This is a genomic window from Algoriphagus sp. (assembly GCF_024305035.1).
GTDB lineage: Bacteria > Bacteroidota > Bacteroidia > Cytophagales > Cyclobacteriaceae > Algoriphagus.
In genome coordinates, this window is record NZ_JAMWZB010000020.1 from 14,262 (window position 1) to 31,736 (window position 17,475).

General features: G+C 42.9%; 13 protein-coding genes. 9 read left to right on the forward strand and 4 right to left on the reverse strand.

Annotated elements, in window-relative coordinates:
• The first annotated feature begins 178 nt into the window (after positions 1–178).
• From lipB to Q0L00_RS12470, 6 genes are all read left to right on the forward strand, one after another.
• On the forward strand, positions 179–913 hold the full coding sequence (gene lipB / locus Q0L00_RS12445) for a lipoyl(octanoyl) transferase LipB (protein WP_297337209.1): 735 nt from the start codon (positions 179–181) through the stop codon (positions 911–913).
• Positions 914–1,007: 94 nt separating this feature from the next.
• On the forward strand, positions 1,008–1,409 hold the full coding sequence (locus Q0L00_RS12450) for a hypothetical protein (protein ID WP_297337210.1): 402 nt from the start codon (positions 1,008–1,010) through the stop codon (positions 1,407–1,409).
• A gap of 9 nt (positions 1,410–1,418) precedes the next feature.
• Positions 1,419–2,171, forward strand: a complete 753-nt coding sequence (locus tag Q0L00_RS12455) for a 3'-5' exonuclease (protein WP_297337211.1) — start codon at positions 1,419–1,421, stop codon at positions 2,169–2,171.
• A gap of 50 nt (positions 2,172–2,221) precedes the next feature.
• The gene (gene rnr / locus Q0L00_RS12460; protein WP_297337212.1) at positions 2,222–4,420 is read left to right on the forward strand and encodes a ribonuclease R; all 2,199 of its coding nucleotides are present in this window, start codon (positions 2,222–2,224) and stop codon (positions 4,418–4,420) included.
• Positions 4,383–5,369 (forward strand): polyprenyl synthetase family protein, encoded by a 987-nt coding sequence (locus Q0L00_RS12465; RefSeq protein WP_297337213.1) that lies wholly within the window; start codon positions 4,383–4,385, stop codon positions 5,367–5,369. Before rnr ends, Q0L00_RS12465 begins: the two co-directional genes overlap by 38 nt.
• Before the next feature lie 2 nt (positions 5,370–5,371).
• Positions 5,372–6,001 (forward strand): rhomboid family intramembrane serine protease, encoded by a 630-nt coding sequence (locus Q0L00_RS12470; RefSeq protein ID WP_297337214.1) that lies wholly within the window; start codon positions 5,372–5,374, stop codon positions 5,999–6,001.
• Between the two features lie 86 nt (positions 6,002–6,087).
• On the opposite strand, the gene Q0L00_RS12475 is transcribed toward Q0L00_RS12470, so the two are convergent.
• The 4 genes from Q0L00_RS12475 to rplU all read right to left on the reverse strand — a co-directional run bounded on the left by Q0L00_RS12475 (position 6,088) and on the right by rplU (position 12,716).
• Positions 6,088–9,150: a glycosyl hydrolase gene (locus Q0L00_RS12475; protein WP_297337215.1), complete on the reverse strand. Its 3,063-nt coding sequence runs from the start codon at positions 9,148–9,150 to the stop codon at positions 6,088–6,090.
• Positions 9,151–9,250: 100 nt separating this feature from the next.
• The gene (locus tag Q0L00_RS12480) at positions 9,251–11,956 is read right to left on the reverse strand and encodes a prolyl oligopeptidase family serine peptidase (protein WP_297337216.1); all 2,706 of its coding nucleotides are present in this window, start codon (positions 11,954–11,956) and stop codon (positions 9,251–9,253) included.
• A 153-nt stretch (positions 11,957–12,109) separates the two neighbouring features.
• The gene (rpmA, locus tag Q0L00_RS12485; protein WP_297337217.1) at positions 12,110–12,370 is read right to left on the reverse strand and encodes a 50S ribosomal protein L27; all 261 of its coding nucleotides are present in this window, start codon (positions 12,368–12,370) and stop codon (positions 12,110–12,112) included.
• A gap of 34 nt (positions 12,371–12,404) precedes the next feature.
• Positions 12,405–12,716 (reverse strand): 50S ribosomal protein L21, encoded by a 312-nt coding sequence (gene rplU, locus Q0L00_RS12490; protein ID WP_297337218.1) that lies wholly within the window; start codon positions 12,714–12,716, stop codon positions 12,405–12,407.
• A 702-nt stretch (positions 12,717–13,418) separates the two neighbouring features.
• Here rplU and Q0L00_RS12495 point away from each other — a divergent pair.
• The 3 genes from Q0L00_RS12495 (at position 13,419) to Q0L00_RS12505 (ending at position 17,474) form a co-directional block, all read left to right on the forward strand.
• Positions 13,419–14,399, forward strand: a complete 981-nt coding sequence (locus Q0L00_RS12495) for a ribonucleoside-diphosphate reductase small subunit (RefSeq protein WP_297337219.1) — start codon at positions 13,419–13,421, stop codon at positions 14,397–14,399.
• A 35-nt stretch (positions 14,400–14,434) separates the two neighbouring features.
• Positions 14,435–16,834 (forward strand): ribonucleoside-diphosphate reductase subunit alpha, encoded by a 2,400-nt coding sequence (locus tag Q0L00_RS12500; RefSeq protein ID WP_297337220.1) that lies wholly within the window; start codon positions 14,435–14,437, stop codon positions 16,832–16,834.
• Positions 16,835–16,994: 160 nt separating this feature from the next.
• The gene (locus Q0L00_RS12505; RefSeq protein WP_297337221.1) at positions 16,995–17,474 is read left to right on the forward strand and encodes a DUF1569 domain-containing protein; all 480 of its coding nucleotides are present in this window, start codon (positions 16,995–16,997) and stop codon (positions 17,472–17,474) included.
• The last annotated feature ends 1 nt before the right edge of the window (position 17,475 follow it).

Here is a 17,475-nt window from a genome sequence, read left to right on the forward strand (position 1 = left end):
AGAAATTTGTCTGGATTAATCCTTACCTTTCTCCCTACATCTATTTCACTGCCTTTTATTCCACTTTTTTACCCATCTCATTATGCTCTGCCGTCGAGGAATAATGTTTATTTTTGAAAAATAGAAGAACGAATTCAACAAGTCAGGAGTTGATATCAAATCACCTGATGTGCTGCAGATGAATGAAATTATCAATAAGAAAGTAGAATTCCGAGATTTGGGCCAAATGGATTATCAACAGGCTTGGGATTACCAGGAAAACCTCTTTAGCGAGACCGTCAACCTTAAGATTGAGAATCGAAAACTGCCGCCAGAGGAACAAGTCCCCACTCCAAATTACTTATTATTTGTAGAGCATCCCCATGTATATACTTTGGGCAAAAGCGGAAAAGAAGAGAATCTATTGCTCGATGAAGCCGGGCTAAAAACCCACCAGGCTACCTATTACAAAATCAACCGTGGAGGAGACATCACCTATCACGGACCCGGACAGCTAGTCGGCTATCCGATTTTGGATTTGGATAATTTCTTCACTGATATTCACAAATACCTTCGCCTGCTCGAGGAAGCCATTATACTGACTTTAGCGGATTATGGGGTAGAAGCTGGTCGAATTGACGGATTGACAGGAGTTTGGCTGGATCCTATCAAGCAGGAAAATCCACGAAAAATCTGCGCAATGGGCGTCAAATCCAGCCGATGGGTGACCATGCACGGTTTTGCTTTTAATCTCAATGCAGATATCGGCTATTTTGGACACATCATCCCCTGCGGCATCGACGACAAAGCCGTCACTTCCCTTCATCTGGAACTTGGCCATCCTGTGGATGAAGCGACTGCCAAATCCCGGTTAAAAAATCACCTGGGCAGACTGTTTGAAATGGAATTTATTGAGTCAACTCAAAGGAGTTGATCCATCCATTCGACCAAAACTGAAAAGTTACACACTGGCAAGAAAAAAAGTGCTGCAAGGCTCCATATGACTATTGAAAAACAACGGTAAGCGAATGAAAAAAGACATTGACTTTTCCCCTGTCACAGGAGTGAAATTAGCGATTGCCAAAGAAGATGTGGGCTCGGATTCTCAATGGGCAGTATACCTCATCAACCTCAACCTAATCGAGCTGAAAACCGTCATGATTACCTCTCGTGGCTACGGGGAAATCAACGGAGAAAAACGAAAAACCTCCACCCTTCGACATCTGATCGAGGAGCTCGGTCCCCAGTGCGTAGCCAAAGTAGAACCCATAGACCCAGCCGTTTTCACCTTGAACAATGAGTTTTGGGTGAGTTACTACATTATGGATCAGATTTTTGACAAAAAGTTTATCTTTACTCCTGGCAGTTTTGACCCCTCACTGCGACAAGTCATCCCCGAACTAGGACTCGAAGGGGTCTTACATAGTTAACAAAAAACCATGAATGACTTTTTTGAGCAACTTGGAGACATTCTCTTTTTGGATATCGAAACGGCTTCTTTGACGCCAAAGTTTGAGGAACTCAATGAGCGACTTCGGGATGAATGGATCAAAAAAGAACGGCTGATCAAAACCCAAGCAGAAGGTAAAATTGAACCAGGTTCGCTTTACTTTGATCAAGCAGGAATCCATGCGGAATTTGGACAGGTTATTTGTATTGGAGTGGGCTACTTTCAATGGAAAAAGAAAGATAAAAAGTTGATCTTCCGCTCCAAAGTTTTCTCAGCCGCAGACGAGCGGGAACTTTTGTTGGACTTTTCTGACTTATTAAGTAAGAATAAATGGATACTTTGTGCCCATAATGGGAAAGCGTTTGATTTTCCCTACCTCTGTCGTCGGATGTTAATTCACGGAGTTCCCCTGCCTGAACCCCTTCAATTTGCGGGGAAAAAACCTTGGGAAGTCCGACATCTGGACACCCTAGAGTTATGGAAATTTGGGGATTACAAGCATTTTACCCGACTCGAATTACTTGCCTCAGTTTTTGGGATTCCATCATCCAAGGATGAGTTAGATGGCAGTCAGGTCAATGCTACTTTTCATTTGGAAAATGACCTAGAAAAAATCAAAAAATATTGTATCGGTGATGTAGAAGTTACCGCCCGAGTTTATTTGGCTATGCATCCACAGCTTGACGAAATGGAAATTGAAGTCATCCACCTTGAAGAATTAAAAAAAGAACATAAAAAATAAAGGGTACAGACCACAATCTTTTTACCTTAAACCACTCAACCACCCAAATTATGGGAAGAAAATCCAACCGGAAAAAATCCAACCGCCCAAAAGGCAATAAACAAACTGATGCAGCATCACTTGCTCGTCGAGTCTTACAATTTTTGAACAATAACTATGGTCAAGAATTCAATGCCAAACATATTATCAAAAAGCTAGAAATCAGAGATTCTTTGACCAAGGGAGCCGTAGAACCTACCTTGCATCAATTGGCTGAAAACGGATCGATTTCTAAAACTCCACGAAATTATTTTTCCTCAAACCAAGAGCCCGGATTCATCACTGGAACCATAGATAATGTGAATCCCCGATTTGCCTATGTCATACCAGATGATCCAAAAGCTACAGAGGGGGATATTTTGGTCAAGGAAAGCGATCTGAAGCAGGCCCTAGACGGAGACCGCGTACGCATTATGGTCTACCCTCAGAAAGGACGGACAGGACGCCTCGAAGGAAAAGTCCTCGAAATCCTCCAGCGTGATCGGGATGAATTTGTCGGTCGGGTAGAAATCTCTCCGAGATTTGCTTTCGTGGTGCCTGATTTCAAAAAAATGCATAAAGACATCTTTGTGCATCGAGGGGACCTGATGGGAGCTGAGCACAACGAAAAAGTTATTGTCAAACTCACCGAATGGCGAGAAGGGGATAAAAACCCCACGGGGAAAGTTACTCGAGTATTGGGAAAAGCTGGACTTCACGAAGTGGAAATTCACTCCATCATGGCCGAATTTGGGCTACCATTCGAATATCCTGAGCAACCCGATCAGGAAGCAAATGCTATTTCAGAGGAAATCTCGAAGAAAGAAATTCAGGCTCGCAGAGATTTTCGTGAGGTCACCACCTTCACGATCGACCCGGTAGATGCTAAGGACTTTGATGATGCGATTTCCTTTCGGAAACTCGAAAATGGCAACCTTGAAGTGGGCGTCCACATCGCTGATGTCACTCACTACGTCAAGCCTAAAACCGAACTGGAGAAAGAAGCGTACAATCGAGCAACCTCAGTGTATTTGGTGGATCGGACAATCCCCATGCTACCCGAGCGGTTGAGTAATGGTCTTTGCTCCCTACGCCCAAAGGAAGATAAACTAACCTTTGCCTGTGTTTTTGAAATTGACGATCAAGCCAAAATCCACAACCACTGGATTGGAAGGACAATCATTCATTCTGATCGGAGATTTGCTTACGAAGAGGCTCAAGATAATATCGACAAGCAATCCGGAGACTTTTTTAAGGAGCTCACTACCTTAAATGACTTGGCAAAAAAGATTCGAAAAAAACGGTTTGATCACGGAGCGGTGAATTTTGAAACCGTAGAAGTCAAGTTCAAACTCGATGAAAAAGGGACACCCTTAGGTCTGATGATCAAAGAGCGAAAAGACATCCACAAGATGATCGAGGAGTTTATGCTTTTGGCCAATAAGTACGTAGCTGAATTTATTTTCAAAAAAAGAAGCGGAGCAGACACCTTTGTTTACCGTACGCACGACTCCCCAGATCCTGAAAAACTCGAAACCTTTTCTAATTTCGCCAAGCGCTTTGGCCACCAAATTGAAATCGGGGAAAGTAAGATTTCTGCAGGGTTAAATAAACTTATGGATGAGATCCAGGGGAAACCAGAACAAAATGTCCTCGAGCAGCTCGCTATTCGAAGTATGGCCAAGGCAAAATATACGACCGAACCTAAAGGCCACTTTGGGTTGGCTTTTGCGCATTATACCCACTTTACCTCCCCGATTAGACGGTATCCTGATATGATGGTGCATCGCTTACTGGAGCATTATCTTGAAGGAGGGAAATCCCCTGATCCAGAGTCCTGGGAACAAAAATGCGTGCATTCATCCGAGCGAGAAAAGCGTGCCGCAGATGCTGAAAGAGCCTCTATCAAATACAAACAGGTTGAATACATGGCCTTGGCAGAAGTAAAAGATTACGAAGGAATCGTCTCTGGAGTCACCGAATGGGGAGTCTTTGTCGAGATCACCGAAACTAAATGCGAGGGAATGATCAGAGTACAGGATATGACGGACGATTACTACGAATTTGATGAGAAAAATATGCGCTTGATTGGATCCCGATCAAAAAAAATGATCACTTTGGGAGACAAAGTGATGGTCAGGGTAGTTAACACCGATATTGACCGAAGAACAATCGATTTGGAATTTGCAGACAATGACGAAAAAAAGTCCGGCTCACGAGCTTTTAACTAAACTAGAAAACTTCCTGGCGGAAGAAAATTTTGGAGATTCACCCAAAGAACTTTATCAACCCATCAGATACATTCTCAGCCTTGGAGGAAAACGAATTCGTCCCCTTTTGGCTTTGCTATCCTATGGTCTGTATCAAAATGAACCTGAAAAAATCCTAGGCCCTGCAGCGGCAATTGAGGTATTTCACAATTTCACCCTGATGCACGATGACATCATGGATGAGGCTCCTCTCCGTAGAGGCAAAGCGACGGTGCATGAAAAATGGAATCCCAATGTGGCCATTCTTTCAGGAGATGTCATGCTGGTCAGGGCCTATGATTTATTGCTGAAATCGGATCCCACATACCTTCCCGAGATTATCCGCCGCTTTAATCAAACCGCAGCTGAAGTCTGCGAAGGTCAGCAATTGGATATGAATTTTGAAAGTTTGGCCGCCGTTAAAGAAAGTGAGTACATTAACATGATCCGGCTCAAAACAGCCGTTCTTCTTGGTCATGCGCTCCAATTGGGAGCTATTCTGGCTGGAGCCACTTCCCGAGACAGTCAGCTTTTGTATGAATTTGGTGTCAATATCGGGATCGGTTTTCAGCTCAAGGATGACCTACTCGATGTCTTTGCCGATCAGTCCAAATTCGGAAAACAGGTTGGTGGAGATATCATTTCCAACAAAAAGACTTTCCTACTGATCAAAGCGCTCGAAGCTGCCAAAGGAGAGGATCTCGAGAAATTAAATTTTTGGCTTTCGTTAAAGGAGTTTGACAAAACCGAAAAGGTCAATGCCGTCACCGCTTTGTATGAAAAGCTCGGAATCCGGAAACTCACTGAAGAGAAAATGAACTTCTATTTCAGCAAGGGATTTCATCAATTTGAGTCCATTTCCTTCAAAAACCTTGATTATCACGAGACTTTACTTTCGATCACTCAAGATCTCGTCCATAGAGAAAAATAAGCATGACTCTTTCCATCACTACCCTGGTGATCATCCTAACCGTGATCACCAGTTTAATCGGTTTTAACAATTCGCGTTTTATCGAACGCTGGATGTTTACACCCTATCAAATCAAACGAAGAAATCAATGGGACCGGTTTATACTTTCTGGGTTGATCCACAAAGATTACATCCACTTGCTTTTCAACATGTTTACTTTTTACTTCTTCGGTAAAGTAGTTGAGCAATTTTTAGCGTATCATTTTGGAGTACTCACCGGTGGATTGGTTTTTATCGTCTTTTACCTTCTGGGAATTATTATCGCCGATATTCCCACTTACCTTAAAAATCAGGACAATAGCTACTATCGGGCTTTAGGGGCATCAGGTGGCACAGCCGCTACCGTTTTTTCTAGCATCATCATTATGCCCTTGGCTGATATTTGTCTTTTTGGGATTATATGCCTGCCTGGATTTATTCTTGGTGCGCTCTTTTTAATTTATTCTTACACCAAAGGAAGGCAAGACAACGATGGAATTAATCATGATGCTCATCTATACGGCGCTTTGTTTGGGATCATTTTTATCCTAGTCATCTCCCCAGAAAGTGGAGGGGTTTTTATCGAGCAGATTAAGGATTTTAGATTGTTTTAACCCAAAAAACTCCCACCCGTTTACCACTTTACCAATTATTCAAGAGCTAAAAAAAGGCCTCCGGTTATCCCAGAGGCCTAATTCTTTTATTTTTTAATATCCAGTTTCGTTTTCAATTCTTCGATATTGAGCAGTTTTGATATTTCTTCTTGCTCCAGCTTTTTAAATTTTGCCAATTGAACGTCGATGAGTTCTGTTAATTCAGTCCTGACTTCCTCAGCCTGATCAGTGGGTTTGAAGTCCCCATTTCCTACTACAGAATTTAAGTGAGCCAATTTATTATTGAGTCGAATGGGGAAGTTAAGCGGATCCTGGCCACTTCGATTTTTGGTCTGATAAAGCGTCTCCTCGATAGCCTTCATTTCAGCTTGGACTTTTTCAATTGCTTTGGTCTTCTTCTTTAAGCTATCCAACTCCGCCCGATACTGGCGAATCAACTTAATCGTTTGATGAGTTTCAGTCAGCTTTCTGTTCACATTCATCAAAAATTCAAACTGCTCCTCCAAGTCCGCTTGAGTCGATGGATATCGCGGATCAGCCAAAACCTTGAACTCTTGAACCTGCGTTTCGCCATCCAGCGTCATTCTCACTTGGTAGGTTCCCGGAACTACTTTGGGTCCTCTCAAATTAGCTGCCCACATGATCAATCCATCAAACCCTTCGGCATCTTCCACTCGCAGGTTCCAATTAAATTCATTACTTCCCTTCTTTACTTTTAGCGTATCCCCATTATAGCCTGCCGTGGAGAAGGTTCTGAGAATTCGGTCTTGATCATCCAAAAACTCAATCTTCATTTCTTCTTTAGGCTCTTCTTTAATAAAATAATACACTAAAACACCACCCGGTCTATTCGTTCCCTGGGTCAGGGACTTTCTTCTAATTCCATCGATTCGGTAAGAATCCTGAGGCTTAAATAAGTGAAGCCCCTTGTCCTCCATTCCAGGTTCGGCCTGATGAAGCACCGTTAAATCATCAATAATCCAAAATGATCTCCCCTGAGTTGCCGCGATGAGGTTATTCTCCTTAATTGTCAAATCTGTAATTGGCACAATCGGTAAATTCATCTGAAGCGAATGCCAAGAAGCCCCATCATCCTTAGAATAATACATTCCTGTTTCCGTTCCAGCATAAAGCATTCCCCGTTTCTCAGGATCAGCCCTAACCACCCGAGTGAAGTGCTCGGAATCAATACCATTGGTGATTTTGGTCCAAGTTTTTCCGTAATCTTTGGTCTTGTAGAGATAGGGTTCATAATTCCCGCTTTTGTATCCGGTAGCGGCAAAATATGCCTCAGCCGGATCAAATGGGCTTGCTTCAATACTGTTAATCTGTAGCCATTCAGGCATTTCCGTGGGGGTAACATTTTGCCAACTGACACCATTGTTAAGGGTCACGTGTACCAAACCGTCATCGGAACCCGCCCAAATGACACCGGCTTTGACTGGAGATTCAGCAGCGGTAAAAATCGTGGCATAATATTCCACTGAGGTATTGTCCTTGGTGATCGGTCCGCCGGATGGGCCAAGTTTACTTTGGTCATTTCTGGTCAGATCCGGAGAGAATACTTCCCAACTCTGACCCTCATTGGTTGATCGGTGGAAGCGATTGGATGTCGTATAGAGCATTTTTGGATTGTGCGGAGAAAAGAAGATTGGGAAATTCCACTGGAAGCGGTATTTCATATCTTCAGCGCCATGGCCCATGGGATTATTTGGCCAAACATTTACTGATCGCGTAATATCATTCTTATGATCCACTCGGGTGAGGTAGCCACCATATGATCCACCGTATACAATATCATTATCAGTTGGGTCAGGAGCTATCCAGCCACTCTCCCCTCCTGCTGTAGGTTCCCAATCGCTTTCACTGATCCCTCCCCTTCCATCAATTCGATGACGAATTCTCATCGTAGAGTTATCCTGTTGTGCTCCATAGATTCGATAGGGAAAAGAATTATCCGTCGTCACCCGATAAAATTGAGCGGTAGGTTGATTCATCATCGACGACCAATTCTTTCCTCCATCTTCAGAAATTTGAGCACCGCCATCATCCGCGATAATCATTCGCTGATTGTTTTGAGGATCAATCCACAAGTCATGGTGATCTCCATGGGGGGCGTTGGCCCCCTTAAATGTTTTACCGCCATCGGTGGACTTGTGATAACTTACATTGAGCACATAAACGGTCTCCTCATCTTGGGTATCGGCATAGATTCTTGTGTAATACCAAGCACGCTGACGGAGACTCCGATCCTCATTGGTTTTCTCCCAAGTTTCACCCCCATTTTTTGAGGTGAATACACCTCCATTTTCATTTTCAATGATGGCATAAAGTCTATCAGAATTTACCGGGGAAACGGTTATCCCCATGATGCCCAAAAGTCCTTGTGGAAACCCTTCCTTTTCGGTCAAATCTTCCCAGTTCTCTCCTCCATCGGTAGATTTAAACATTTTGGAACCTGGACCACCACTTTCCAAGGAATACGGTGTTCGCTTCAGCTCCCAAGTGGTCGCATAAAGCACATCCGGATTGGTTGGATCCAAGATCAAATCCACTGCCCCGGATTGATCATCCACGAAAAGTACTTGTTCCCAATTTTTGCCTCCATCGGTGGTTTTGTATACCCCGCGGGTTTGGTCTGGCTTAAAAATATCCCCCAAAACAGCCGCATAAACTGTATTGGGATCTTCGGGATGAATCCGAAGACGAGAGACAAAACGGCTTTTGTCCAGTCCAGCCCTTTCCCAGGTTTTACCGGCATCTGCAGATTTCCAGACTCCATAGCCAAAGGAAACATTTCCCCTTACGGTTTTTTCCCCTCCACCTGCATAGACCACAGCAGTATCACTTTCGGAAACGGCCACCGCACCTATTGATCCTCCAAAAAATCCATCAGAGACGGATTTCCAGGTTTGGCCCGAATCTACAGTTTTCCAAACGCCTCCTCCAGTGGAAGCGAAGTAATAGGAATGATCAGAGCCTGCTACCCCGGTGACACCATCGGATCGCCCGCCGCGAAAGGGGCCGACCAGCCTCCATTCTAACGCTTTATAAACTTCCGGATCGGGTACGCTTTGAGCTTTGGCTTTTGGAATAACCAAGGCAACTAACAGCATTGGAATTATTCCGAGAAGTACTAATTTTCTCATCGTATAATTGGTGGTTGATTGAATTAGAAATTACTCATTACTTTTTAATTCAGCCTAACTATTCAGCTGAAAATCGCTTTGGATTTTTGCTTGATAAAAATCAATCCGCTTTTTCATACAGTTTTTCCAAATGAGGAACTCCCTTTACCATCCAGTCGGGAGCAGGCTTATCCATCAAATAATGATCGAAATAGGCCTTCATTCTTTTCTGAAAATCTTTTTGATTGGCCTCATTGCCAAGGTGATGGCCTTCGTTGGGGTAGGAAAGAAAAATAACTTCTTTCCCATTTCTTCTGGCGGCGTTGAAAAACTCCAAGCCCTGAGACCAATCCACCGCCCCGTCTTTGGTGCCGTGAAGAATCATAAATGGTGTCTTGATATTCGGCACATGGTGCATGGGGTTTTCGCGCTGATAAATCTCCCGGTGTGTCCAAGGCGTGACTCCCCGTCCCATTCTAACCTGTCCAATCTCCATGATCCCATGGTGAACGGTACCCGAGCTTCCATAGATATTGTTGTAAAAGCTCTCCAAATTAGTGGGAGGTGCCCCGGTCACGATGCAGCGGAACATATCAGTTTGAGTCAAAATAAACGAAGTTTGATATCCTCCCCAGCTATGACCTTGCAAGCCAATTCGCTCCTCATCCGCATAGCCCAGTTTGATCAGTTCTTGGGCTGCCGAGGTGATCACATCCAAGGAACTCGTTCCCGGCTTTCCTTCTTCGAAGACAATATCAGGCATGAAAATCAGGTATCCGTTACTTGCATAGGTCGAGAAATGTGGCCTGTCGTCATACACCGGCATGGAATAGTGATGATGCCGTTCAGACATTTTCTCATAAAAGTAAAATAAAGTCGGGTAGGCTTTTCCTTCTTCATATCCTGCAGGAAGAGTCATCGTCCCCTGCAATTTATTGCCCCGGCTATCCGTAAACGCTACTAACTTTCGCTTCCCCCAGGCATATTCGGACTGCTGCGGATTGGCATCAGTGAGTTTGATGTGATTTTTAAAATCAGAAGCGGACACATAGTAATCTGGAAATTCCTCAAAGGTCTGTTTGGTGAAAAATACCTGACTAGAATTTTCTGCTTTCATGGGATTTCCAAAGCTCATGTCCTCATAGGCCAATGGAGTAGGATTTTTCCCAAGTTCTACTTCATAAAATCCCTCCTTTTTGGTCCATTCCCCGTAGGCCGATAACAGAATTGGTTCTTCGGTATCAATCCATTCTTCTTCCCGGTCAAGATTGACCCATCGAAATCTGATTTCTTCTTGATCTCCGATTTTAGTAAGATTTGTGGCTTCAGATCCATCCAAGGCCAGCATCCAAAGATCATATTTATGATTGACAATCACATAGCTACCATCTTTGGTCCAACCTGCCACACCAAATGGCGGCTTTTCATGGGGATAAGGATGCTCCAAATTCATAAAGACTACTGGGGCCTTGGAGGAGATGTTGGTAGTTTGATCTCTGTCAAAATCATAAACAATCAGCGATGTGTCTTTTTGGTACAAATAATATCTCCCGTCAGGAGAATATCCCAAAGTCCGATTGACTTGGTCTGCAATAACCTTTTTCGCTGCTGTTTTGATATCTACACGATAAAGATCGGCAGGAGAAATCCCCCAGTTTACATCATTGAGATAGGGAGTTTCATCTCGCCCCAATCTATAGTTTGGATGCTTGGAGTCTAGTATCGTCCGCATGTTTTCATCGGCCAGTTGCTTAAAACTTCCATCCTGAAAATGAAAGGCTGACGTGTAAGTAAAATTCTTATCCCGATTTGCACGAACAATCTGGACCGATTGAATAAAGGGATCCTTCCAATGCCAGACATCTACATTGGCAAGGGTATCCTTACTCATTTTGATTTTCTCTTCCTGTTCTTTGATCCCAAAAAATATCGATCTCCCGTCATCAGAAAAACTCAAATCTCCTTTGTCACTGATCACAAAATCAACCGGAAAACCAGCTGATTTGCCGGAAAGATTCGCTTGCTTAGGTTCTCGATTAAGGTCATAAAAAACCACTAATTCATTGGGCTGTTGCCAGAGTGAATCCACCTGATTCCCCTTGAGCACAGCTACTTGATTTCCTTTTGCGTTCCGCTCCTCTTTTTTTGCCTGAGCATCATCCCAGGTAAGCTGTTGATAAGTTGATTTGTCTCCATCTAGCAGAGTAGTATTTTTGGTACTTAAAGCCAAAAGGTAAAGACCATTACCTGCCTGGTCAGCGGCATCGACAGTATAAGCCAAATGAGAGCTCTTCTGGTTAAATGCAAAATCGGATACATTCCCAATTGACATGGCCTGCTTTTTTGCTAAATTGTATAGAATCAAATCCGCCCCTTTGGCTCCTTCTACCTTCTCCTTGAGCACAGCCCAGTAGGCCCCATCATTGGAAAACGCCAATCTATCCGCATTTTCGATGACATACTGATGATCTCCGCTGAGCGATTTTACTGTTGCCGATTGAGGGACCGACTTTTTGGCTTTTCTCAATTTATCAGCTTCTTCTTCCCCTGGCTTGGTTAAGTAGGCGACATAATTACCCTCAGCAGAAAAAGTAGGGGAAAAGCCATTTGGGATGGTTTCGACTTGTTGATTTTTAACTGATAAAATATGAAGCGTATCATCTCCACCATTTGGGCGTAAAGCATAAGCAAACCAATCTCCATTGGGAGACACTTCCGGTGAGCTGATTCTAGACCAGCGGGAGTAGTCTTCGAGTTGTAGTGGTTTTTCCTGGGCAAAAGTATCAAAACAAAACAGAAAGAAGAGAAGGGGTAAATGCAATTTCATGGCTAGTGGGAATATTTGGAAGGTATAAAGGTCAATATGATTCAAATCGCACAGAATAAAAATCGAAATTACATTTGAGGTAAAAACTCCTAGGTTTTTCGCAAAAAAAAAGGGCGATCTTTCGAACGCCCTCTACTATTTTATAGGTAAAGTTTATGCCTCAGCAGGCAAAACACTCACATATGACTTCCCATCAAATCTCTTCTTGAAGGTCACTACTCCGTCAGATAAAGCAAATAACGTATGATCTTTACCCACCCCTACATTGTTACCTGCATGGTGCTTAGTGCCTCTTTGTCTTACTATAATATTTCCGGCGATCACTTGCTCACCGCCAAATTTCTTCACTCCCAATCTTTTGGAATGTGACTCTCTACCGTTTTTGGAGCTACCTACACCTTTTTTGTGTGCCATGGTTTTATTCGTTTATGGTTTTCAGAATGAAAACTTACAGTGAAATATTTTCAATCAATACTTTAGTGAAATCTTGTCGGTGACCATTTTTCTTCTTGTAGCCTTTTCTTCGCTTCTTTTTGAAAATAATCACTTTGTCACCTTTTAAATGATCCAGCACCTTGCCGGATACCTTTGCACCTTCGAGCACAGGTGCACCTACAGACACATTCCCATCAGCCTCAGCTAATAGTACTTGGTCAAATTCCACGGAAGCGCCAGTTTCCAAGTCCAGCTTTGGGGCATAGACGAACTGATCTTTTGTTACTTTGAACTGCTTTCCAGCGATGTTTACAATTGCGTACATGTGTTTTTTTATAGATTCTTTGTCAAAATCGGAGTGCAAATATAAGGAAGAGATTTAGAAGAAAAAAACAGAGTGCCAAAATTATCATAGGCTTAAGTGGTCATATTTCAACCCTTTACCTGTTTTTGGCATCCCACAATTTAAAAATTCAACGCTATTTTGGAAAATTCGCTCGAGACAGTCTTAAATTTTTAACTCTATCTCAGGTTCTTTCAAGGGAAAATTACTCCCACTAAAGCTGGATCTACTCAAGATTAGTTGAGATTTTAATCGATTGATCAACAGGCGTAATCTGGGATAGCACTGTATTTCATAGCTGATTTTCAGTCGTTTATTTCAAAAAAAAGGACTCAAACTTTTTTGACTCAGGTTCAAAAAAGAGCTTGAATTTTGGTAAAAAAAGTTTTTTCAACTTTTCTCAAAAAAGTTTACCCTGCCTAAAATGACTGTTTCAGCTAATTTATTGATTTATACCAATACTGTTATTTTATTGATTATAAATATTTTATACATTTTTGACCTTTGTTCAAAAAATGAACGTTTTTCGTGCTTCCAGGGTTTTTTTTCTGGAATTTGGTTCACATATTTGTTCATAGGCTGTTCTGAATAAGGCAGCCTTTGCTATCCCCAGCCAGTTTTATGTGAAGCTAGGTGCCTGAAAACAACCTTATTAAAAAGAAACCAAATAAACCAAAGAGAACGATGCAAGAAGAACCCATTTTAGTAGAGAACAAGAATCGCTTTGTTTTATTCCCTATTCAGCACAATGACATCTGGCAGTTTTATAAAAAAGCGGAAGCTAGTTTTTGGACTGCTGAGGAGATTGACCTTGGTCAGGATATGAGAGATTGGAAAAATTTGAATGACGGGGAGCGGCATTTTATTTCCCACGTCCTTGCTTTTTTTGCAGCCAGTGACGGAATCGTCAATGAAAATCTTGCCGAGCATTTTGTATCTGAAGTACAATACACAGAAGCAAAGTTTTTCTATGGATTCCAGATCGCCATGGAAAACATCCATTCCGAGACTTATAGTCTTTTAATTGACACCTACATCAAAGATGCTGTTGAGCGAGACAAATTACTCAATGCCATCGAGCATATAGATTGTGTAAAGAAAAAAGCCGATTGGGCTCTTCGTTGGATAGACAACGGTTCCTTCCAAGAACGCCTCATCGCCTTTGCAGCGGTAGAAGGAATCTTCTTTTCCGGTTCATTCTGTTCCATTTTCTGGTTGAAAAAACGAGGCTTGATGCCAGGGCTGACATTCTCCAATGAGCTAATCTCTCGTGACGAGGGGCTGCACTGCGACTTTGCCTGTCATCTTTACACCAAGCACGTGGTCAACCCCCTTCCAAAGGAAACTGTCACTGCTATCATCAGGGATGCGGTGGAGATCGAAAAAGAATTTGTTACCGATGCACTTCCGGTTCGATTAATTGGAATGAATGCCGATCTGATGTGTCAATACATTGAGTTTGTAGCCGATCGCCTTTTGGTAGAGCTCGATTGCGAAAAAATCTGGAACAGTACCAATCCATTTGACTTTATGGATATGATTTCGCTTCAGGGAAAGACCAACTTCTTCGAAAAACGAGTCGGTGATTACCAAAAAGCCGGTGTGATGAAATCCACCGAGCCTGCCACAGATTCCCAGCGCTTCTCTTTGGGAGAAGACTTTTAATAATAATTCCCACAACCATCCAAATTCGTTAAGCTATGCTAGTAATAAAAAGAGACGGAAGACGCGAATCGGTCAGGTTTGATAAAATCACAACCCGGATCGAAAACCTTTGCTATGAACTTGATCCCAAATTCATCCAACCGATTGAGGTTGCCAAAAAAGTAATCGACGGACTATACGATGGAGTGACTACTTCAGAGCTGGATAATTTGGCAGCGGAAGTTTGCGCATCCCTTACGGTGAAGCATCCCGATTATGCCATCCTTGCCGCGCGAATTGCGATCTCTAACCTGCATAAAACTACTAGCCAGTCTTTTTCAAATACGATGAAGCGGTTGTACACCTATGTCAACCCTATTACAGGTGGAAATGCAGCGTTGATAGATCCTGAAGTCTATGGCATCATCAAAAAGAACGCTGCCAAACTTGATGCAGCAATTGATTACAAACGAGATTTTGGTTACGATTACTTTGGTTACAAAACGTTGGAGCGATCCTACTTGATCCGTTTGGATGGCAAAGTAGTGGAGCGTCCTCAGCACATGCTGATGCGGGTAGCTGTAGGCATTCACAAGGAGGACATCGATTCAGTAATTGAAACCTATAATTTGCTTTCTGAAAAGTGGTTTACGCATGCTACCCCTACGCTTTTCAATGCCGGTACTCCAAAACCACAGCTTTCATCCTGCTTCCTTTTGACCATGAAAGATGACAGCATTGACGGGATTTATGACACGCTTAAGCAATGTGCAAAAATCTCCCAGTCAGCAGGCGGAATCGGACTATCGATCCATCATGTACGAGCCAAAGGTTCTTACATCAAAGGTACCAATGGCGTATCCAACGGAATTGTGCCGATGCTGAGAAACTTTGATATGACCGCTCGCTACGTGGATCAAGGCGGTGGGAAAAGAAAAGGATCATTTGCGATCTATTTGGAGCCTTGGCATGCAGATATCAAGGACTTCTTGGAGCTAAAGCGAAACCACGGAAAAGAAGAAATGCGCGCCAGAGATTTGTTTTACGCCCTCTGGATCCCGGATTTGTTTATGAAGCGAGTGGAGCAAAACGAAACTTGGTCACTTTTCTGCCCGAATGAATGTCCTGGTCTTTCAGATTGCCATGGAGAGGAATTCGAAAGGTTATACGAAAAATACGAGCGGGAAGGAAAAGCTCGAGAGACCATCAAAGCACAGGAGCTCTGGTTTGAAGTGTTGGAATCTCAAATCGAGACGGGAACTCCCTATATGCTCTATAAAGATGCCGCAAATGGAAAGTCCAATCAGAAGAATTTGGGAACGATTAAGTCCTCCAATTTGTGTACCGAAATCATCGAGTACACTGCTCCAGATGAAGTAGCCGTGTGTAACCTTGCCTCGTTGGCCTTGCCAAAATTTGTCACTGCCGGTCCCGATGGCAAATTGTTCTTTGACCACCAGAAACTCTATGAAATCACCAAGGTAGCCACTCGAAACCTTAACAAAGTCATTGATGTCAACTACTATCCGGTAGAGGAAGCGCGTCGATCCAATTTCCGTCACCGTCCAATCGGACTTGGTGTACAGGGACTGGCAGATGCCTTTATTTTGCTTCGTATGCCATTTGATTCTCCTGAAGCAAAAGGATTGAACGAGGATATCTTCGAAACCATCTATTACGCAGCGATGGAGACTTCCATGGAATTAGCCAAAGTAGAAGGTACTTACGAAACCTATGAAGGATCGCCTGCATCCAAAGGCGAATTCCAATTTGATATGTGGGGGGTAACTCCAAAGTCTGGAAGATGGAACTGGTCAGAATTAAAGGAACAAGTGAAAAAGCACGGCTTAAGAAACTCGCTTCTAGTCGCTCCCATGCCAACCGCTTCTACTTCTCAGATCCTAGGGAACAACGAATGCTTTGAGCCTTACACTTCCAATATTTATACCCGAAGAACACTTTCAGGGGAATTCATCGTCGTCAATAAGCACTTGATGCGGGATTTGATTAAACTCGGATTGTGGAATGACACCATGCGTAACCGCTTAATCTCTACCAATGGATCGGTTCAAAATATCCCGGGAATCCCTCAAAATATCAAAGACCTGTATAAGACTGTTTGGGAAATTTCTCAAAAAATCATCATCGACATGGCGGCCGATCGTGGTGCCTACATCTGCCAGTCCCAAAGTATGAATGTCTTCCTTCAGGATCCAAATTTTGGCAAGTTGACTTCCATGCACTTCTATGCTTGGAAAAAAGGCTTGAAAACCGGCATGTATTACCTCAGATCTCAAGCTGCAGCTGCTGCGATCAAGTTTACGCTGGACAAGACCGGTTTTGAACCACAAGATAAAAAAGCGAAGGCTGAAGAAGCTGCTGCAAAATCAACCAAACAAGAAGCCGTGCAATGCTCTCTGGACAATCCAGATGACTGCGAAATGTGCGGAAGTTAAATTTTAGAGTTCGTCAATTGGAAAAAGCGTCTGGGTCTCTCAGATGCTTTTTTTATTTCGTTCGATAGGTGGCTAAATCGAAAAAGGATTAAATAAGTGGAAGGAAAGAAAAAATCCTCAACAGCCCGCACATCGAAATTACAATGGCTCTTAACAAAAATTGTATCTTAGAGCTTCAGCTTTTAAAGATATGGATATGGATAGTTCGTTGATTGAATCCCAACTTAATCATTTAAATCCCGATACTCCCGCCCAATTCGGCATCATGACTCCTCAACACATGGTGGAGCATCTGACCGTGACCATGAAACTATCGAGCGGTAGGATCAAGCTTCCAGAATTTGAACCGAATGAAAAGCAGCTGATGCAAAAGCAAGCCTTGATATATACGGATATGGAATTCCCAAGAGGCGTTCAAGCCCCCAACTCCAAGGGGGAATTGACCGAATTACGATTTCCTGATTTGGATACTGCCAAAGAAAAGCTAGTTCAAAGCATTCAAGAATACGAAGAGGTTTTTGAGAAAAAACCCGATTTCAAATCCATTCATCCCCGATTTGGATATTTGACTCATGAGGAGTGGGAAAAATTCCACCAAAAACATTTTAGCCATCATTTTAGGCAATTTGGGATTGCGTAAA